Source organism: Pantoea sp. V106_11, from assembly GCF_029967885.1.
GTDB lineage: Bacteria > Pseudomonadota > Gammaproteobacteria > Enterobacterales > Enterobacteriaceae > Pantoea > Pantoea ananatis.
This window is the reverse complement of the sequence record NZ_JASCAK010000020.1, coordinates 1-21,139: the sequence shown is the minus strand read 5'-3', so window position 1 is coordinate 21,139 and position 21,139 is coordinate 1. Positions and strand designations below refer to the sequence as shown.

9 protein-coding genes are annotated in these 21,139 nt (G+C 56.5%); 2 read left to right on the top strand and 7 right to left on the bottom strand.

The window, feature by feature from the left end:
- Nucleotides 1-2: 2 nt before the first annotated feature.
- Together alkB and apbE are read right to left on the bottom strand one after the other, a co-directional pair.
- Nucleotides 3-644: a DNA oxidative demethylase AlkB gene (alkB, locus tag QLG08_RS01500; RefSeq protein ID WP_013026478.1), complete on the bottom strand. Its 642-nt coding sequence runs from the start codon at nt 642-644 to the stop codon at nt 3-5.
- A 14-nt stretch (nt 645-658) separates the two neighbouring features.
- Nucleotides 659-1,699 carry an FAD:protein FMN transferase ApbE gene (gene apbE, locus QLG08_RS01495; protein ID WP_014605392.1) on the bottom strand — a complete coding sequence of 347 codons (1,041 nt, stop codon included), beginning with the start codon at nt 1,697-1,699 and terminating at the stop codon, nt 659-661.
- 145 nt (nt 1,700-1,844) lie between these two features.
- Between apbE and QLG08_RS01490 the strand changes: the two genes are divergently transcribed.
- Nucleotides 1,845-1,958 carry a hypothetical protein gene (locus tag QLG08_RS01490; protein WP_013026480.1) on the top strand — a complete coding sequence of 38 codons (114 nt, stop codon included), beginning with the start codon at nt 1,845-1,847 and terminating at the stop codon, nt 1,956-1,958.
- 145 nt (nt 1,959-2,103) lie between these two features.
- Nucleotides 2,104-2,253 carry a hypothetical protein gene (locus tag QLG08_RS01485; RefSeq protein ID WP_014605391.1) on the top strand — a complete coding sequence of 50 codons (150 nt, stop codon included), beginning with the start codon at nt 2,104-2,106 and terminating at the stop codon, nt 2,251-2,253.
- A 35-nt stretch (nt 2,254-2,288) separates the two neighbouring features.
- Here the strand turns inward: QLG08_RS01485 and ompC are convergent, their stop codons facing one another.
- From ompC to QLG08_RS01460, 5 genes are all read right to left on the bottom strand, one after another.
- The gene (ompC, locus tag QLG08_RS01480; RefSeq protein WP_014594150.1) at nt 2,289-3,416 is read right to left on the bottom strand and encodes a porin OmpC; all 1,128 of its coding nucleotides are present in this window, start codon (nt 3,414-3,416) and stop codon (nt 2,289-2,291) included.
- 586 nt (nt 3,417-4,002) lie between these two features.
- On the bottom strand, nt 4,003-5,169 hold the full coding sequence (locus tag QLG08_RS01475; protein ID WP_014594151.1) for an HlyD family efflux transporter periplasmic adaptor subunit: 1,167 nt from the start codon (nt 5,167-5,169) through the stop codon (nt 4,003-4,005).
- Nucleotides 5,166-7,313, bottom strand: coding sequence for a type I secretion system permease/ATPase (locus QLG08_RS01470; RefSeq protein WP_014594152.1), 2,148 nt, complete (start codon nt 7,311-7,313; stop codon nt 5,166-5,168). Before QLG08_RS01470 ends, QLG08_RS01475 begins: the two co-directional genes overlap by 4 nt.
- Before the next feature lie 26 nt (nt 7,314-7,339).
- Nucleotides 7,340-8,695 carry a TolC family outer membrane protein gene (locus QLG08_RS01465; protein WP_013026484.1) on the bottom strand — a complete coding sequence of 452 codons (1,356 nt, stop codon included), beginning with the start codon at nt 8,693-8,695 and terminating at the stop codon, nt 7,340-7,342.
- Between the two features lie 660 nt (nt 8,696-9,355).
- Nucleotides 9,356-21,139, bottom strand: an 11,784-nt coding sequence (locus QLG08_RS01460) for an Ig-like domain-containing protein (protein ID WP_282472784.1), incomplete at its 5' end; no start/stop codon positions are given.

Here is a 21,139-nt window from a genome sequence, read left to right as displayed (position 1 = left end):
GGTTAAAAAGCCCGCCTGAATGTCAGGTTATAGCGAAAGGCGCCGGTGAGCGGATGGATGCCCGCCTTGAGCGGCAGGATGCCGTGATAGCGCAGTCGCGAAGGCCCGCCCCACACCACCACATCGCCATGTTCCAGCAAAACCCGCTGTGCATGGTCGCCCCGCTCAAAGCCACCAAACTGAAAAACCGCCGCCAGGCCCAGTGACACTGAAACGATGGGCTGGCGTAAGTCTTTTTCATCCTTGTCCTGATGCAGCGTCAGCTTAGCGCCGGGTTCGTAGCGGTTAACCAGGCAGGCATCCGGATTGAAGCCCGGGAAGCCGGCCTCTTCAGCCGACTGCTGCGCCAGCCGGCGAAACGCATCCGGCATTGCCGGCCACGGACGTTGACTGCTGCTGTCCTGTTCACTGTATCGGTAGCCGCGCGCATCTGTCGACCAGCCGAAGTCCCCACAGTTGGTCATCGCAACGGACATGCGATGTCCGCCCGGCGTGATGCGGTGCTCAAACGGATTGCATTCTGCTATTGCCATCATGGCCTGATACAGATCTTCCGCTTCATCGCGTGCGCGACGGCGTAAAATCACCGCGCCATCAGCCAGGGGTTCTTGCCAGGGTGAGGCATCACTAAACAGATCCAGCATAGCGGTTCTCTCAGTCAGTCAGATGGAATAATAAAAGCAGAGAACTGGGGCGACATCCAGCTGACGAAGCGATCGCCTTCCCGGGTGATTAAATACACCGCCAGTTTCTCTTTAATCGCCAGCGCTTTGGCTTTTTCAGTACCTAACACCATGAGGCCGGTGTCCCAGCCATCCGCTTCCAGCGCCGTAGTGGCAATCACGGTCGCTGACACCAGCTTATGGTCAATTGGGCGGCCAGTCGCGGGATCGATAATGTGTGAAAGACGTTTGCCGTCTAGCTCATAATAGTTTCGATAGCTGCCAGATGTGCTGATGCCGTGTCCCTGCAGGTCTACCCGCGCCTGCACGGCATTTTCGCGATCGGTCGGTTTCTGAATCGCCACCCGCCATGGCTGGTTCTGCGCATTCATCCCGCGGGATAGCACAGCCCCCCCCACCGAGACCAGATAATTGTTAATCCCCTCCTGTTCCATCAGTCGCGCAAGGTGATCGGTCGCAAAACCTTCTCCCACCGTGGAGAGATCAACATACAAGCCTGGCAGATCCTTCTGTAACCACTGGCCTTCGCCTCCCTGTATGACACGTAAATGTTGTAAGCCGGTCAGGGCTTTGGCCGCGGCGATCTGGCTGTCATCCGGAATATGGTTGGGCTGCTTATCGGGGCCAAATCCCCATAAATTCACCAGCGGCCCGACCGTGATATCCATGGCGCCCGAGGTTTTTTTGCCGATACGCAGCGCAATCGTCACGATATCAGCCATGTTTTCACTCACCGGCTGAGGCGTTGTTGCACGGCTCTGATTAAAACGTGACAGCACTGACGTCGGTTTCCACGTCGAGAGTTCCGCATCATCGGCATCCAGTTGTTGCTGGATGCGCTGTTGTAGTGCCGCTTTGCGTCCAGCCTCCACGCCTGCCAGGCTGACTCGCCACACCGTTCCCATCGTTTTGCCTTCCAGCACCATGGCGTCATGGGCTTTGGATGACGTGTCGTCACATCCCATTAACAATGACATCAAAGCTACAAACAGGAGATTTATCTTAAAACGCATCATTATTTATCCGTAACAGGTCATCTGTGCATATTTCAAAGCACAAACACTAAGTAAAGTAACTTAAACATGGTTGATAAAACTTATTAGGTCGATCACACTGCTACGTTCCGCTCGCTCCTGAGAGCGTCAGAATAAGGAGTCACAGATGATTTATGTAATCCTTGCCGCTGTGCTGGGCCTGTTCGTATTAGGAAGCTATAAAACATGGCAGCAACGCCGTAATCGCAACATGCCAACCACTTACCTGCGCCGTCGTTGATCGCCCCTGCACCATTTAAGGTCATCAGCCCCCTAATTCGCGCGCCATTGTAGCAAAATCACCTGTTTTTCCGTGGCTATGAGAGCGGTTGGGCTGGCACGATTCCTGCACCAGAAACCTTAACTGTGTTGCTGAGAGGTGTGGGATGGATAAGTCGGAAACCGTGATGACTGCGATGCAAAACTGGCTGAGTTTTGCTGCGTTTACACTTTCAGGTGTGGCATTCGAGGGGGCCAGATATGGCAACGTGATCGTGCCACAGGATGATAACGAGCCGGAACACCCGGCAGATTAATAAATCAGGGAGCGCACGGGCGCTCCCTGTGACATTTAGAACTGGTACACCAGTCCTACGCCCACCACGTCATCGGTATTAATGCCGGCGGCCTTGGTAAAGTCGTTGTCATCGAGTAAGTTGATTTTATAATCAACATAGGTCGACATGTTTTTGTTGAAGTAGTAAGTCGCACCCACGTCGACATATTTCTTCAGATTCTGTTTGCCCCAGTTCTGCACATCGGTGCCGCGCGAGTTAACGTACGCCAGAGAAGGACGCAGACCAAAGTCAAACTGGTACTGTGCCACTAATTCCCAGTTATCAGCCTTGTCAGCATAGCCGTAGGCCGTGTTTGGCTGATTAGCGCTTGTGCTGTCGCCAAAGCTGATCGCGTTATAGGCGCGCGTGTACATCGCAGCCAGATAAATGTTGTTAGCATCGTATTTCAGACCACCGGTATAAGCTTCCGCTTTATCTCCGCGACCCAGAATGCCCGGCGCATTGCCATTTTGGTTGTTGGTACGATCCGACTGGAAGGTTGCCGCACCGATACCGAAACCGGAGCCCAGATCGTAGGTCGTGCTCAGACCCCAGCCGTCGCCGTTTTCACCCAGCACATCACGCCCGCCGCTTGCTTCCGTTGGGTTATCGTTTTTGCCCTGATACTGAACTGCAAAGTTCCAGCCGTCTACCAGACCGAAGAAGCCGTTGTTGCGGTAGGTCGCCATACCGTTGCCACGCTGGAACATAAAGTTGTCTGCGCCATAGGTATCGCCACCAAACTCAGGAAGAACGTCAGTCCATGCGCCAATGTCGTAAGCCACACCGTAGTTACGACCGTAGTCGAATGAACCCGCATTGCCGAATTTCAGCCCTGCAAAACCAACACGGGTGTAGCTGTTTGCCGTACCCTGTGCTTCTGAATTGTTGAGCGCCGCCTGGTATTCCCACTGGCCGTAGCCGCTCAGTTGATCTGTTACCTGGGTTTCACCCTTAAAGCCAAAACGAACATAAGACTGGTCGCCGTTGGCACCGTCGTTGTCCGAGAAATAGTGCAATCCGTCAACCTTGCCGAACAGGTCTAATTTATTGCCGTCTTTATTGTAGATTTCAGCCGCATTTGCCGAGCCCGCTGCTGCCAGTAATGCCGGGATCGCCAGGGAGAGAATGTGACGCTTCATTTTTATTACCCTCTGTTATGTGCCTTTTATATTTGCCACTGCAAACCGATGGTAATATCGGTCGGCAAACCATTGTTGTTTCATAATGGGTAATAATCCATCGTAAAAATGCTACTAAATTTCCAAAAGTGTTTCATGATCTGTAAAATTTATTGCTATATGTAAAAAAAGGGGAACTTATTAGCCGCACGGAGTGATAAAAAATAAAGCACAAAATGACAACCGCGTTGAAAATAATAGCTATCCGAATGATTTTAGTGGGAATAATCCTAAGCACTCAATGGTAAAAATTATTATTCGCCAGCCAATATACTTACTCCCGCTATCATCATTTATTTCTTATCTTCATTCACCCCGAATGATTTTTTTTTACCCTTATATATCGCCGGGCTTATTGCCCGGCTTTTTTTTGCCTGAACGTTGTCTGTATTGTCTTAGAGAGTTGAATAGCCGGGATAGCTGCGGGATTCTTCACCGTATTTATGGGTTTATTTCGCGAAATATACCGCCTCAGCAGGTAAACTTCAGCGGCTAATTTATCACGCAGCGTAACTAAAATACGTGACGTCAGAAAACGTGGGCTATATTAGCGTTCACGCATCGATTCTTTGACTTTATTCAACGGCTTAAGCAAATAGTCCATGACAGATTTCTGCCCCGTTTTGATCTCCACATTCGCCACCATGCCCGGTACGATAGGAAAGCGTCGTCCAGCCCTGTTGGTGAGTTCTGCTTTTTGCGTACGCACATAAACCCGGTAGTAATACTGGTCGCGCTTAACTTCATCCTGCAAGGTATCAGGCGAAACGGTTTCCACCACGCCGGTTAAATCCCCGTAAATGGATGAGTCATAGGCTGTGACTTTCACCACGGCTGCCAGTCCGGGCCGGATATAGGCGATATCACGGGGATTGATACGGGTTTCAATCAGTAACTGATCTTCCAGGGGGACGATTTCCATCATTTTTCCGCCGGGTTCGAGCACACCACCTACCGTGGTGACCTGAATATCTTTAACAATGCCGCGCACGGGTGAATAGAGCGTGGCGCGCGTCAGCTGATCCTCTTTGCCTGCGGCTACCTGTAGCTGGGCATCGAGTTCAGCATTGTTTTTCACCTGCTCCTCATGAGCGCGGACCAGATAGTCGTTACGCGCCTCGTCGATTTTTCCACGCAGATCGCTGACCTGCCGGCGCAGGCGAATCACTTCAACCTGCCCCGCCGCGCCTTTTGCCACCAGCGGTTCAGTTAACCGCAGCTCATCCTGTACCAGCCGCAAAGACTGTTGCAGGTTGTTGATGGTCTCGGTGAGGTTACGCCGACGCGATTCATACAGCTGTCTCTCACGCGCCACCAGCTGCGGCTCTTTTTGCGTCTCAGCACTGAATTTAAGTGGAATCCCCGACAGTTCAGCATTGAGCCGTTCCGATGAAGCACGCAGCGTACGAACTCTGGCCTGTACTTCACCAAAGTTGGACTGAAACCGGGTTGGATCCAGCGTGGCCAGTATCTGGCCCTTTTCTACAATATCGCCCTCGTGCACGTTGAGCTGCTTAACGATGCCACCGTCCAGGCTGTCAATGACCTGGGCGCGCGTAGATGGCGTAACCTTACCGGTCCCGACGGTTACCTCATCAAGAATGGCAAAGTGCGCCCAGATCAGGAAAAAGGCCAGCGCCGCCGTACACAACCAGATGATCGCGGAGGTGCGCCGCTCGTGTCTGGCAAGGTCTTTATCGATGATCACACTCATACCGCACCTCCCTGTGTCGCTTCCGGGACGTTCTGAGTGGCGCGCCGCAATATCTGCTCTTTCGCACCGTCGGCAATAATGCGCCCGTTATCCATCACGACAATGCGATCGACCATCTTCAGCAGCGCGGGGCGATGCGTCACCAGAATCAACGTGCGCCCACTGATCCAGCCCTGCATTTGACGGATGACATGCTCTTCAAGCTGCTCATCCATGGCGGCCGTTGGCTCATCCAGCAGCACCACCTGCGGCTGGCGCAGGATCATTCGACTGAGCATGATCATCTGCCGCTGTCCACCTGACAGCCCTCGCCCCCCTTCATTGATCACGCGATCCAGACTGGCCGCATCCTGCTGGACCAGCGACAGCGCGCCACTAATCCGTAACGCCTGCAGCATTTCCTGTTCGCTGGCGTGGGGATTGCCGAGCAGCAGATTCTGCCTGAGCGTGCCAAAAAACAGCCGCGAATCATGGGACAGCCAGCCAAGCTGGCGGCGCAAATCGGTCGGATCGATATGTGCCATATCCACGCCGTCCACCAGCACTTTTCCCTGGCTGGCCTGCGCCTGGCCCGCCAGTATTTTTAACAGGGTCGATTTGCCCGCGCCCACCTTCCCCAGAATGGCTATTTTCTCTCCAGGCTTAATGTTCAACTGCTGCACGTTGAGCACGTTTTTTTCGTTCTCTTCGTCGTAGGTATAGTGCACGTTGCGCAGTTCAAAGTGGCCGGTCAGGGTCGGACAGTGCGCCATGGTGGCCGACTCGGGTTTATCGAGCGGTTTTTTTAGCAGCTCATCCAGCCCTTTCATCGCGGTTTTGGCGTGCTGCCAACGAGAAAACACCATGGTCAGCTGCATGAGTGGCGCGATGGTGCGCGAAGAGAGCAGGCTGCAGGCCACCAGCGTACCGGTGGTGATTTGTGAATCCAGTACCAGATAAACCCCGAACACCAGCATGCCCGCGTAGGTCAGTTGCTGCACGGTGGAGGCCCAGCCGGTCAGCCTGGCGCCCCACAGACGTTGCTGATTGCCAATCGAGGCGCTGACCTCGTGGGTTTGCTCCCACTGGCGTTGAAAGTAAGGCTCGGCCTGCAGCGCTTTGATATCCTCAATGCCTTCTATCGTCTCGACCAGCACGGCATTCCGCAGCGCGCCTTCGCGCAGCCCGGCTTTTGCCAGACGCGCCATAGGGAACTGCACTAACATCCCCGGAATAATAATGAGCGGAATAGCAGCCAGCGGAATCAGCACCAGCCAGCCGCCGATAAACGACATGATAAACAGGAACAGAATGACAAAGGGTAAGTCTGCGGCAGCGCCGACGGTGGTTGAGGTCAGTAACTCACGAACCTGATCGATTTCACGCAGCTGGGAGATGAAAGAGCCCGTGGATTTAGGCCGTGACTCATTGCGAATATTCATCGCCCGGGCAAACAGCATGGCGGACACTTTCAGATCGATGCGTTTCCCCATCAGGTCAGAAACCTGCGTTCGCATCAGGCGAATCAGATATTCAATGGCGGCGGCAATGAGCACGCCGACAAACAGCACCCACAACGTCGCCTCGGACTGCGCCGGGATAACCCTGTCGTACACCTGCATTGAGAAAAGAATACCGGCGAGAGCCAGGACGTTACTGATTACCGATGCCAGAGATATTTCGCCGATTCGCCGGCCCATGCCGCGAAAGTTTTTCCAGAACCAGTGTGGTTCATAGGGCTGCACGAATTCATCAATGCGGGCATCTCTTCCGCGCGCGGCCACGCCAATCACGCCAATGTCCCCCTGCGCTCTGGAGAGCAGGCTTGCCAGCTCGCCTTCCCGAATGACATCGCCGCCTTCACTAAGCCAGTAGCGCGCCCCGCCCTCGCCATCGATTTCTTCCAGCACGGCGATGCTGTTATTTTCCATCACCAGCACCACGGGCGTGATGTCCTGCCGCCAGCGCAATTGGTTCTGCGGCACCATGGTTAAATGGAGACCCAGCAGCCCGCACAGGCGATCCCGCTGCTGCGCCACCGGCAGGTGTTCAAACCAGCGCATTTGCTGGCGAAGCGTTTTGCCCTCTGCAGGCTTACCGAAGCGTGCCGCCACGCGCAACATCGCAGCAATCCAGTTATCGGTCGTCGGGTTTTGTGCACTCATTGTTCGCGCCTTTTAAAACGGGTTGGCTATTGCAAAGAAGGAAGAAGATCACCACTGTTTTTTTGACGATCGATACCCATGATGTCGAGCAGGTTATCGACGGCAGCGGCGTAACGGACAGTGGCATCCCACCCGTCATAAAGCGCAGTGATTCGCGCGCTGTCGGCCTGAAACACGTCCTGCTCAACGCTAAGCAGATCGTTCAGGCTGCGTTTACTGAGCCGGTACTCATCGGCATACACGTTGCGCGTATGTTCAGCGCTGGCTAACTGCGCCTCTCCCGCCAGTTGACGCTGCTGAGCACCGATCATATCGGCGTAAGATGTGGAGGCGTTTTGATTAATCGTGAGTTTGGCTTGCTGTACCGCAGCCTGGGCGGCCAGCCGATCGCCCTCCGCTGACTGGGTTTTGGCATTGACGAGACCGCCCTGATAGAGCGGCGCTTCTACCTGAAGCTGGACTTCATCGTCCCAGTATGAGCGGGTATCGTTTTCGTAACGCGTCCGGCCAGCCTGAACCTTGATGCTGGGCCAGTGACCCGATTGCGCCTGACGGACCCGTTCGCGGGCGGCTTCCTGTTTGTATTGCGCACTGCGCACCGATGCGCTGTTTTCATAGGCGATTTTGTCCAGGGTAATTTGCTGTTGTAACAGCGCCTGGGGCAGCTCAGGCAGTGTGGCAGGCACCACGCCAGTCAGGACGGTAAGCTGCGCGTTGGCAGAACGCAGTTGGGCCAGATACTGTTCACGCGTGGCATGCATGGCGGCGATACGGGTTTCGGCCTGCAGCACATCTGACTGAGAGTTGAGCCCGGCATCTGCACGCATTTTGGCAATGTCACGTACGTGCTCCAGCGAGGCGATATTCGTCTGTGCCGTGGCGGCGAGTGCCTGATAACGTTTGACTTCCAGATAAGACTGTAAGGCCTCTTTAGCCACCTGCGTCATGGCGTCAAATAACCCGAAGCGGTAGGCATCTGACAGGGCATGCTGCTCGTCAATGGCACCGTTAGTGCGGCCAAAGTCATATAACAGCTGGCTGAGGGTGATTCCGCCGGACCCATTGTTATTCAGACTGCCAGATGAGTCGGTTTGGTGTGAGCGCCCCGCGGCCCCCTGAAGCGATATCTGGGGATACCAGGCGCTTTGCGCGGCACTCAGATCGCCTTCACCAATATGAATCTGCGCCGCCGCCTCGGAAATTTTTGGGTTGCGTGCGAAGGCTCGAAGGATGGCTTCCCGCAGGGTCAAAATGGCGACCTGCTCTTCGCTGGGTGCTGCGCGCCAGTTGAACTCCGCTTTCGGTAAGGGGGCGGCAAATGCCGCGGGCAGGACCAGGCCATTCAGGGCGTAAAAAAACAGGGCTAAACGCGCTTTGTTCATTATTCATACCAACAGGTTTTCTTATGATCATTCGATGACGTCCTGGTGATTTCAGTATGTAAAAAAAGCAAGGGCACGATAAGCATCACGCATTTTATTGTTAATTTATTTAATGCGTTCAGTAAAGACCGCTAAGCGCGATTTACTATTAATAGTACATACAGAGAAAGTGGTCATGTTAAAAATCACCAATTATCAAATATATTTACTGAAAGGCGATTTTTTAAACAGACACCATTCCCTGCCACTACTTAAGATAAAATTAACGACATCGATTTTAAAAAGTCATATTTCTTACCATTGAGTCACGAGCGGCCGTCAGTCGGAACGCTGCACTCTCAGGTCCTGGAAGGTCTCGTGATTGTTATTAATGAAGCGGTTGTCAGGCAAGGCGGCATCAAAAGGCGACGATTACGCTTCCTGTCGAACCGGCGTTAATCTGCCCGTTACTCTGGGTCGGTACAGCGTTACCCGAAGTCAAGATAAAACGGCCTGTTTCATCTATCCGTTAGTGGCCGGATGCCCTCACGGCGTGCTTACCCCATGCTGACATGTTGCCAGGAAGAGTGGCGGAATGTTGAAAGCCACGTTGCAGAAAAAAAGCAGCGGAAGCTTGCGCAACCGCTGCTGTGGGTAAGTGCTTAACGTGAATATCGTATGTTAAACGATGTGTACCTGCAGATTGTGTTGAATCAGAACATCGCCCAACGTGTTGTCATTGGTGAGCGCCGAGTTATGGTAGACCTCGTAGGACTGACCATTCACCATGCGTTCGCCACTGATTTCCCACGTGCCCCCCTGGCCATTGACCAGCGTGACAAGGCTACCGTCAGCCCCTTTAATCACCAGGTCATCGCTTTGTTGGTCAGTGATATTCAGCGCCTCGTTGAGATCCAGCTTCACAGCGTTCGTGCCGCTCTGACCGAGATCGAGCACTTCAATGTTTTCCACTTTCAGACCAAGATCGGTCAGATCCAACGTCAGATGATCGCCGTTCAGCACCAGCGTATCGGTTCCTGCACCGCCATCGATATGGCTGAAGTTCAGATCGCTGACCACAACCGTGTCGGCACCACTACTCCCATTTACCGATGCGCCTTCCACGATGCTGCCATCTGCCAGCGTAATGACCACCCCGCCAATGCTGTAACTTTCGTCAACAGGCGTGTCTGTTACGGCTGCCGTGTCAGCGACTGCCGCCGCCGCGACTCCGGTATTGTCCTCCGACGCATTGACCGGCGCGGCCACATCGGCTTCGGTGGTCAGCGTTGAAGCCACGTGCACCGTCGGCGTTGCCTCTTCAGTGGACTGCGTGTTGTGCTGCGTATCATGGCCCGCCGCGGTTGCACTGTCGTCCACCAGTGAGAACAGCGCAACGGACTCGGTCGTTGACGCCGTGGTAACCGGCAACAAAGCGCCTAACAATAGCGTATTGGTCGTGGTGTAGCTGTTGCCCGCCACATCCGTAATCGTGACCTTCGCCAGCGTATTGAGCGACAGCAGCAGTCCCCCAACCGATAACAGCGCGGGGCTGAAGTTAGCCGCGTAGCGTCCGAGCGCATCCGTGGTGGTGTTAATCGTCGGCCCATTGCTGCCGTTAGCCAGCAGCAGCGTAACGCTGACTTTTGACCCCTGAGCCGCATTCAGAGAGCCCCCCTGCACCGTCAGCCCGTTGATCAGCGATGACACCACACTCAGCACAGGATCGACGCCCAGAAGCGGCTGATTGTGCGACAGCGCCGTGAAGCTGCTGGTGGCTGTGGTGCTGTTACCGCCCACGTCGGTGATGGTAACGGCTACAGAATGGCTGCCATCCGCAATGCCTTTCAGGGTGGCTGACGGCACACTGATACTCCAGGCACCGTTACTGCCAATCGTCGTGGTGAAAATGTTGCCCGCCACGTTGACGGAAACCCGTCCCCCAATCGCGTTACTGCTCGTACCGCTAATGGTTTCTGCAACATTCGCCTCGGCAATATTCAGATAACCATCCCCACCAAAGTAGCTGTTGATGCCCGCCGTTGGCGTGGTCCGGCTGGCAACGCCCAGCGAAGCCGAGGCATTACCGCTGTTGCCCACGCCATTCGTCACGCTTGCCGTGACGGTATAGAGTCCATCCGCGATCGCCGCGAGATTAGAGGCCGAAACCGGAAGGCTCCAGTTGCCGTTGCTGCTGACCGTGGTAGTAAAGGTCTGGCCGCCAATCGTCACCTGCACCAGCGACCCTTCCGCATTGGTCGCCGTACCGCTAATCGTCTGGGTGGTTTTCACATCAGCCACGCTTAATGCGTTATCACCAAACAGCGAAGTAATGGTTACGGCGGGTGGGGTATTACTGATGACGGTCAGGCTGCCGCTGCCTGTCACGGTGTTACCATTCACATCTGTGGCAGTCACCGCAACCGCTTTAAGGCCATCGCTGATACCGGTTAAATCACCTTTTGGCACGCTGATTGTCCAGTTGCCACCGCTGATCACTTTCGTTGAATAGGTAATGCCGTTGAGCGTAGCACTGACCGTCGCCCCGGCAGCCAGATTCGATGTCCCGCTGATGGTCTGGTTAGAGGCCAGGTCCGCAGCGCTGAGGATGCCGTCACCAAACACGGTATTGACCGTCAGGGTGGGTTGAGTCAGCCCCAGCTGCACACCGCCGCTGGTGGAGGTGGTGTTACCTACGGCGTCGGTAACCGAGGCACTCACGGTAAAGTTACCGCCGAGCAGCGTAGCCAGAATGGCGGGGGAAACCGTGGCCGAGAAGGTGCCGTCGTTGTTAACGATCGCCGTTGCCGTGGTATTACCAATCGCCAGCCTGACGGTACTGCCTGCGGCTACGCCGGTGGCGGTACCGCTGATGGTCTGGGTGACCAGCGACTCGGCAATATTCAAAATGCCGTCACCAAACAGTGGGTTGAGCGTGACTTTAGGTAAGGTATTAATCCCTACCGTGGCCGACGCCGTGCTACTGGTCGTATTCCCTGCCGCATCCGTGACGCTGACGCCGACCGTCAGCGTACCGTCCGTCAGACCCTGGAGCAGCCTTGGCGTCAGTGACACAGCAAAGTTCCCGCTGGCGTCCGTTGCCGTCACGATTTGCTGGCCGCCAATCGTCACTACGACACGGGAACCGGCCTCTGCACCGTTCACCACGCCGCCAATGGTCTGGCCCAGTAACGCATCCGCGGCATTTAACAGGCCATCGCCAAACAGCGGACTGATCGTGAGGGTAGGCGCGATGGTATCGACGCGAATACCGGCGCTGGTAGAGGCGGTGTTACCGGCCTGATCGGTGACCGTGGCGCCAATCGTGAGATTTCCCTGCGTCAGAGTACTCAAAATATCCGGCGCAACCGTGGCGGTGAACGTGCCGTTGCTGCCGACCGTTGCCGTGACCTGGCTGTTCCCCACGTTCAGCGTGACCACCGAACCGGCAGCAACGTTATTCACCACGCCGCTGATGGTCTGGCTGGTGGCAATATCAACCAGGTTAAGCACGCCATCCCCAAACAGTGACGTCAGGCTGATGGTCGGCGTTTGTGTGAAGATACCAATGGTTGCGCTATTGCTGGCTACGTTACCGACGGCATCGGTGACAGTCACGCCCAGCGTCAGATTGCCATTAAGTAAGGAAGAGAGATCGCCGGACGGCAGCGTCACGCTCCAGTTACCCCCGGCCTGCACCGTGGTGTTATACATCTTCGTCCCCAGGATAACGGTCACGCGTGAGCCCACTGCCGCGTTCTCGATAATCCCGCCAATCTGTTGATCAACCGCGGCCTCGGCAATATTCAGCAGATTATCGCCGCCAAACAGACCGGTCAGGTTATCCACGACAGGTACGGCATTCACGATGGCATTGACCGTTTCACCCACGCTGCGGCTGTTGCCTGCTGCATCGGTTAACGTCACGTTCAGGGCCAGTTCACCGTCGCTCAGCAGGCCGAGAACACTGGGGGGAACAACAATCGCCCACTTCCCGTCCTGGCCCACGGCGCTGGTCAGGGTAGTGCCGCCGATCGTGACCGCGACAGTTGCGCCTACGCCTGCAGAGGTCGCCGTACCGGTAATGGTCTGGGCAATCGTGGTGTCGATCGCGCTCAGCGTGCCGTCACCAAAGACAGAATCCACTACCAGCGTCAAGGCGGCATTGACCACTTTGTTCACGGTAATCGTGGCATCCGTCTGGTTGCCAGCCTGATCGTTGACGCGCACGCCAAAGACCAGCGCACCGTCGTTGAGGCTGGACAGCACCTGCGGCGTGAGGTCAATGCTCCAGACGCCGTTAGCGCCAATGATCCCGGTGGCGACAGGGGCGCCATCGCCCACGTACAGGGAAATGGTTTGTCCCTCTTCCGCACCGGTTGTCCGGCCCGTTAATACCTGCCCGACAGCAACATCGGCGGCGTTAATCAGGTTATCGCCGAGGAAGGCGTCAATCTCAATCAGTGGTGCTGCGGTATCGACGTTAATGGTGCGGCTGGCACTGCCCACGTTGCCGGCGGCATCGGTCAACTGCGCATTAATGGTCGTTTCACCGTTGGCCAACGCCTGCATATCACTGGCTGGCACGCTGGTAGACCAGGTGCCGTCGCCCTGCACGATCCCCGTGTAGGTTTTGCCATTTAGGGTAACCGTTACCGTACGTCCCGTTTCGCTGGTGTCCGCCGTACCGCTAATGGTCTGACGCGTTGAACTTTCACTGGCGTTAACCACATCGTCACCCGTGAAGCTGTTAATCGTCAGTACCGGTGCCGTCAGATCGATCTGAACGGTGCCGCTGGTGGTCACGGTATCCGTTCCGTCGGTGGCATTGACGGTAATCGTGACCGGGCCATCAGTGCTGCCAAAATCACTGACCGGTAAGGTTGCCGTCGTCCAGTTGCCGTTAGCATCAATCGTCGTGCTGTAGTCCACGCCGTTGATCACGACGGTAACGACACCGGTGGCACCGAGATTTTGTGACGTTCCACTCACCACGACGCCACCTGCCTGCTGATCGACCGTGCTGATGATGTTATCACCCGATACGGTGCCCAGCGTGACCAGCGGTCCTGGTGGGGGTGTAAGATCAACCGGCACCGTCAGATCCTGCGTGACCGGGTTGCCCGCCAGGTCGCTGACGGCAAGCGTTAACGTGGTATCCGGTGCGACGAAGGTGCTCATTTGTTCTGGCGTCAGGGTCAGACTCCAGGCGCCGTTGGCACCGACAACCGCCGTACCTAACAGCGTGCCGTTATAGGAGACAGTTAACTGTGACCCGGTCTCCGCACCGTTAGCGATGCCGCTTAACACCTGAGGCTGAATACTCTCGGCATAATCCAGCCCATCATCACCTGCAAACGTCACGCCGGTGATCGTTGGCGCTGTTGTGTCGATTACCAGGGATTCGTTGAGCGTCGTACTGTTACCGGCAGGATCGGTGACGGTTATGGCTAACGAATAGGTGCCATCGGTTAAGGCGCTCAGTTGCGCGTTACTCAACGGCAATGTCCAGCTTCCATCCGCCGCTATCTGGGCAGTGAAATCGGTGGTGCCGATAGTCACCACAACCTGTTGCCCAGCGCCGGTTTCACCGGTATTGCCCGTCAGCGTGATACCGTTCTCGACGTCAGTGGCGTTGACATAGCCGTTGCGTGGCAGCGGATCCACGCTCGGAGCTGGCGGTGTCAGATCGGCGGTAAAGTCAAACTGTGCCGTAGCCGGATTACCCGTTGCATCCACCACATTCACCGTCACGCTGTGCGGGCCACTTCCGATGGTATTCAACGCATTAGGTGGGATCGTGACGCTCCAGTTACCATTCGCATCAACGGTACCCGGATAGCGTATTCCATCCAGATCCACGCTGATACTTGCCGCCTGGTTTGCACCGAGGCTACCGGTCGTCCCGGTCAGCGTTACGCCAGCAGCGGCCTCGCTGATGTTCAGCACGTTATCGCCACCAAACTGCAGGTCAGTAAAGGTGGGCACGGGAACGATGACAGCGGTGACCACATTGAGCGTAGTGCTGTCAGTGTTGCCGGCAATATCCGTGGCGTTGACGGTAATAACATGACTGCCGTTGGGGATCTGCGCCATCTGCGCCGGCGTCAGGACCAGTGACCAGCTTCCGTCCGGCAGAACGGTTGCATTCAGTGGCAAATCGTTATTAAAGCCGCTGATGGTCACCGTTACTGTCTGGCCCTCGCCGCTGATACCTGTCGAGCCGGTCAGCGTCTGGTCTTGTGCCGCTTCAGCCGCATTCAGTGCTCCGTCACCGAACGGCAGAGTCAGGCTGACATCCGGCAGGGTTTGTATTGCTACCACAATGTTGCTGTTTATCGTGGCCGTATTGCCGTTGGTGTCCGTCATGGTTACCGCAACGGGCCAGTTACCGTCTGGCAGCGTCTGCAGTAATGCCGATGGCAGAGCCAGGGACCAGGTGCCATCACCGTTGAGCGTGGCGGCATAGGCCGTACCGTTGACGGTTACCGTAACGGAGGCGGCATTATCAATATTCAGATTGCCGCTCAGGGTGCCATCTGCCTGCGCCTCTATCGCGTTGATACGGCCATCACCAAATGGCGTGTTCAGCGTCGGTTCGGGGATAGGTGCCGTGGCCGTCGTAAAGTCTTGCGTAACGGCAACAGAAGTATTACCGGCCCGGTCAGTGGTGATCACGCTGATCGTGTGCGTTCCGTCTGCCAGACCGGCAATCACATCGGGCGGCAGGCTGGCGCTCCAGTTACCGTTCGCATCGACAGAGACGGTTAGTGGCGTGCCGTCTACGCTGACGCTGACGGTTTGTCCATCGCCAAACGGCGTGGTGCCGGTAATCAGCTGCACGGAGGCGGCTTCAGTGGTATTAATCACATTATCGCCAAACAACGTGGCGGCTATGGTCGGATCGGCCGGTACGGTCACCAGAATCTCAATGCCTGCGCTGACTTCAGCCGGGTTGCCTGCCGCATCGTTGGCCGTCACCACCACCTGGGTCAGGCCATCGGGTAAGGCATCGAGCGCGCCCGGCGCCAGCGTTAAGGTCCATGCACCGTTGGCACCAACGGTCGTATTAAACGGCTGATCGCCGATCGTCACCGTGATCGGGCTGCCCTCTGGCAGATTAGTCGCACTGCCGCTCAGGGTGAGTTCACCGGCAGCATCGGCCTGACTGACAATGCCATCACCAAACGGCGTATCCAGCGTCAGCTCCGGCAGTGTGCGGAAGGCCACATCCAGCGTGGTGCTGGTGTTGGTAGTGACATTGCCGCTGGCGTCCGTTGCGGTAATCGTCAGCGTCTGGAGCCCGTCATTGAGCTGCTGCAAATCCGCGGCGGGGATTGCCAGTGACCAGACACCATTCTCATCTGCACTGGTGGTGTAGGTTATTTGGTTCAGGACGACGGTGATCTGCGCGCCCGGATCGCTGTTGCCATTCACGGTCAGATCCTGCAGCGACTCGGCCAGATTAAGCGATGTGCCTGCACTCAGGCTGATATCACTCAATACCGGTAATGTCGTGTCAATCGCGACATTGTGGTTAGTCAGGGCGGTATTACCTGCCACGTCATTTGCCGTGACGACAAAGGTCTGTTGCGAGCCGGAAGGCAGACCACTCAGAGCCGAAGACGGCACTGAGACCGTCCAGTTACCCGCCGCGTCAACGGTGCCGGTGTAGCCGACGTTGTTCAGCGTGACGGTCACTACCGTTCCCTCTGCCAGTTGCGTACTGCTGCCGCTGACATCCAGATCCGCTCCGGCTTCAATGGCGTTGATAATGTCATCACTGGCGACCACATCCACGCTCAGGGTCGGCAGCGCCGCGCCACTGGCAATAACATTAAGGATCGCATCGCTGCTGGTCGGGTTGCCTGCGCTGTCGGTGGCACTCACCACCACGCTCTGAGGACCGTCCGGTAAGGCACTGACGTCAGCCTGTGGAATGGTCACCGTCCAGCGGCCATCTGCCTGCACTTCTCCAGTGTAGCTTTGCCCGTTGAGCGAAACGGTGATCACCTGACCAGCGGTCAAATTCGTACTGCCGCCGCTGATGGTTAAGTCCGCAGCCGCTTCGCCCTGGTTAAGGTAATTATCCCCGCTGATGGCATCGAGGGTCAGTACCGGAAGCGACGCGCTGTCTGCGACGCGCGTCAGGGTCTGGGTGAGCGTGGTCTGGTTGCCTGCGGCATCGGTCAGCGTGACGTCCAGTGAGTAAGGGCCATCCGGCAAGCCCTGCATGACGCTGGCGGGTATCTCAAGAACCCAGGTACCGTCAATCAAGACAAGGGTTTGATAGGTTTCGCCCTGAAGCGTCACCGTCACCGTTTGCCCTGCATCGGCCAGCGATGCTGTACCTGAAACGGAAATATTTTGCAGAATTTCCAGTGAGTTAATCTGATTATCACCGGTTACAGGATTCAGGCTGAGTTCCGGTGGGGTAAAGTCAACGGTGATTGCGCTGCTCAGGCTGCCGCTGCTGCCTGTCGCATCGCTAACGATGACGACAAGCGTATTTGAGCCTTCGGGCAAGGCCTGCAGGACGGTACTACTCAGCGTGACCGTCCAGTTGCCCTGAGCATCCACCGTGGCTGCATAGTCATTACCGCCTAGCGTGACGGTCACAATCTGGCCTGCGCCGGACAGCCCTGTCGTGCCTGTCAGCGTTTGTTCACTGGCTGCCTCAATCTGACCCAGGTAGCTGTCGGCAAAAGGCGTATCAATGCTTATCGCTAATGTACCGGTCGCCACGGTAATATCACGGGTTTCAGTTGAAAGGTTCCCCGCCGGATCGCTGACGCTCACCGTCAGGGTATAACTGCCCGCTGCGACGTCTGCCAGGGCGCCCGCTGGCAGCGCAAAGCTCCAGTTGCCGTCAGCACCTACCGTGGTGTTCCATACCTGGTTATTCAGGGTGATGGTCACAACCTGCCCCTCGCCCGCATCGCTGCTGCCGCTCAGGACGATCGGCGCCGTGCTTTCTGCGGCGTCTACGATATTGTCCCCGGCGACGGGATCAAGCGTCAGGGTCGGTGGCGTGAGGTCAACATTAACGTTACCGCTTACCTCGCGGCTGTTCCCTGCCGCGTCCGTGACCGTGACGGTATAGTCCGTGCTGCCTTCATTCAGTGCGGCTAAGGCATTGGCAGGAAGACTCACACGCCAGTTACCATTTCCGTCTACCGTACCGGTATAAACATTGCCGCCCAGGGAAACGCTCACGGTCTGGCCCACACCGCTTACGCCGGTCGTTCCGCTAAGCTGCTGTACGCTGGAAATATCCGTGGCATTCAGGATCCCGTCGCCGAAGGCCGTGATCACCACAGGGTTGGGAACATTGTTAATCGCGACATTGAGCGTGGCTGAACTGCTCAGCGCCGCGCCCGTTGTATCCGTCGTCGTTACGGTTAAGGCCGCAGGGCCATCCGTCAGGGCTGCCAGAGCGGATGGTGGGACGATCACGCTCCATGTACCGCCAGCAGAGACCACGGCGGTGTAAGTGACATTATTAAACTGCAGCGTGACAGTGCTGTCCGGTGCCACATTGACGGTGGTTCCCGTAATGATCAACGGTTCCCCCGCCTCGTTGGCATTCAGGAAGTTATCTCCGCTTATCGTATCAAGCGCCACACCGGAAGCATTACTGTTGACCGTCAACGCAAGATCCGTCGAGGTGGTATTGCCTGCGGCATCGCTGACGGCAACTGTATAGGTGGCGCTACCATCGGCCAGCGCCGACAGAACGGAAGCAGGAACCGTGAGGCGCCACGATCCGTCCGCCAGAACGGTACCGCTAAACACGTCACTGCCCACGGTCAGCGTCACAACCTGCCCCGCCTCCACGTTGGTGGTGGTGCCCGACAGTTCCTGATTGACCTGACGTTCAGCGCCGTCAACCAGATTGTCACCGGCAAACGGGTTCAGGGTCAGCGTGGGTAATGAAGCCGCATCGGCTTTCACCGTCAGGCTGCTGGTGTCCGTTGTGATATTGCCCGCGGTGTCGGTAGCAGTGATGGTCAGGGGATAGCTGCCGTTGGTCAGATCGCTCAGTGCCGCAGCCGGTACTTCCAGCGTCCAGCTCCCGTCCGGATTGGCGGTGGTGCTGACGGTGGTTCCGTTAATGTTGACTACGATAACGGCATTACCTTCGCTGTTACCGCTCAGGACCAGGGGCTGCTGAAGTTCAACTGCATTAAGAACACCATCGCCAGACGGTGTTGCTACCGTCAGGGCTGGCGGTAAAGTATCGACCGTCACGCTGCCGGCGGCATTACTGGTGTTGCCGGCAATGTCGGTAAGGGTAACCGTATAAGGCACCGATCCCTGTGGCAGTGTTGAGAGCACCGCTGAAGGAATGTTCACCTGCCAGTTACCGGTGTTATCGACAATACCGGTGTAGTTGACGCCATTGAGCGTAACCACCACGCGCTGGCCTTCCCCGGTTACGCCACTGTTGCCGGTGATAGCACCGCCCGCTGCCGCTTCACTGCCGTTCAGTACGCCATCGACAAACGCATCGCCCGGTGTCGCAACCGGTACATCGGTCGCCACAACGTTGATATTCGAGGTGCTGGTTGCCAGCGTATTGCCGTCCGCATCGGTAATGGTGGTGGTAACAGGAAGCGCGCCGTTGGGTAAGCCAACGAGGCTGCCCGCCGGCAGCGTCACCGTCCAGGTGCCATCCGCGCCTACCGTACCGGTGTAGTTGTTACCGTTAACGGTGACGTTAACAATGCTGCCTGCCGGGATATTGCTGGTGCTACCGCTAAGCACGACCTCACTGGCCACGTCATCGGCATTAAGATAATTGTTGTTTCCTGCCGGAGCCAGGGCAACGCTGCTTCCTGTTGCGTCAACCTGGAAGGTCAGTTCGGTGCTGGTGGTATTACCTGCGGCATTCACCACGGTGACGGTCAGAGCCTGACTGCCCTCAGCCAGCGTTGCCAATGCTACGGGTGGTATAACGATGCTCCAGTTACCGCTTGCTTCTACCGTACCGGTATAGGTTATACCGTTAATGGTGACGCTAACTTGCTGTCCGGCCTCTACGTTTGTTGAGGTACCGGTGAGCGTTTGTGGCAGTTTTTGTTCTGAACCATCCAGCACGCCATCACCCGCAAAGGTGCCGCTGTTCACACTCAATGTTGGCTGCACTTCTGGTGCCGTTGCGACGTTCAGTTCGCTGGTGAACGTCGTCTGACTGCCATTGGCGTTGGTAATGGTGACTGTAAAAGGATTTCTACCCGAGGGTAACGCGGCCAAATCGGACTGATCGATACGCAATGACCAGCGTCCATTGGTGCTGACCAGCGTGCGGTAGAATCTGCCGTTAAGTGACATCGTGACCTGATCGCCATTCTGCCCGGTACCGCTCAATATCAGCGGCTGGGTCAGATCGCTTACGCTGAGCGTATTGTCACCGCCCACGGGATCCACACCTAATGAAGGCGGTTGCGTATCGACATTGACCGTGCTGGTCTGTGTCACCACATTCCCGGCCTGATCGATCGCGCTTACCACAAGCGGATTATTGCCCTGTGGCAGTGCAGCCAGATCGGCCGCAGGTACGGTCACACTCCAGCTTCCGTCATTATTTACTGGCAGGTCATAGATTTTACCGCCGAGCTGAACCTGTACCTGCTGGCCAGCCCCGGTGACACCAGTATTGCCGCTTAATACCTGATCGCTGCTGCTTTCGGTATTATTGAGAATACCGTCACTCAGCGAGCCGCTATCAAGCGAGATGGCAGGCAGCGTAGTGGCCTGCAGGGTCATATCGGCGGTGTTGGACAGCAGATTACCATTGGCATCCACGGTGCTGATGGTGATTTGTTTCACCCCATCACTGACGCCACTAAAGGCACCGGACGGAATGATGACGGACCAGAGTCCATTGGCATCAACGGTGCCGGTGTAATCGACACCATTAAAGTTCACAACGACCTGCTGCCCCTGGGCCACCCCTGCGACCGATCCTTTTACGGTCAATCCTTGAGCTGCTTCCTGAGCGTTAATAAAACCGTCGCCGCCCAGCGGCTGCGTGATAACCAGTGTACCTGCTGCACCTGCTGGCGCTTCGACGGTAAACGGCTGACTGTCTGTCGCATTATTACCTGCAGTGTTCGTCACACTTGCGTCGATGGTGGCCGCACCCGCCGCTAACCCAGCAAGCGCTACCGACGGCACGCTCAGGCTCCAGCTGCCGTCCGGCCCAACTGTGGTGGTATAGGTCTGGCCGCCCAGCGTCACGGTAACGGTCTGGCCCGCCTCCACGTTGCTGGTGGTACCGGACACCAGCTGATCGCTGGCCTTCTCGCTGTTGTCCAGGACGTTGTCACCGGCAAAGTCATTCACCGTTATCGTCGGTGGGCCTGGAGGGGTAACGGGCGCGTCGACCGTAATCACCTGCTCAGCACTGGCCGCCGTTCCCGCCGCGTTGCTCACGGTCACGTTGAGCGTGGTGGTGCCCGC

Bases quoted from the DNA above. Each gene is read 5' to 3' on its own strand.
- ompC (WP_014594150.1), bottom strand. From the start codon at position 3,416: ATGAAGCGTCACATTCTCTCCCTGGCGATCCCGGCATTACTGGCAGCA.
- QLG08_RS01490 (WP_013026480.1), top strand. From the start codon at position 1,845: ATGATTTATGTAATCCTTGCCGCTGTGCTGGGCCTGTTCGTATTAGGA.
- QLG08_RS01475 (WP_014594151.1), bottom strand. From the start codon at position 5,169: ATGAGTGTGATCATCGATAAAGACCTTGCCAGACACGAGCGGCGCACC.
- QLG08_RS01470 (WP_014594152.1), bottom strand. From the start codon at position 7,313: ATGAGTGCACAAAACCCGACGACCGATAACTGGATTGCTGCGATGTTG.
- alkB (WP_013026478.1), bottom strand. From the start codon at position 644: ATGCTGGATCTGTTTAGTGATGCCTCACCCTGGCAAGAACCCCTGGCT.
- QLG08_RS01485 (WP_014605391.1), top strand. From the start codon at position 2,104: ATGGATAAGTCGGAAACCGTGATGACTGCGATGCAAAACTGGCTGAGT.
- QLG08_RS01465 (WP_013026484.1), bottom strand. From the start codon at position 8,695: ATGAACAAAGCGCGTTTAGCCCTGTTTTTTTACGCCCTGAATGGCCTG.
- apbE (WP_014605392.1), bottom strand. From the start codon at position 1,699: ATGATGCGTTTTAAGATAAATCTCCTGTTTGTAGCTTTGATGTCATTG.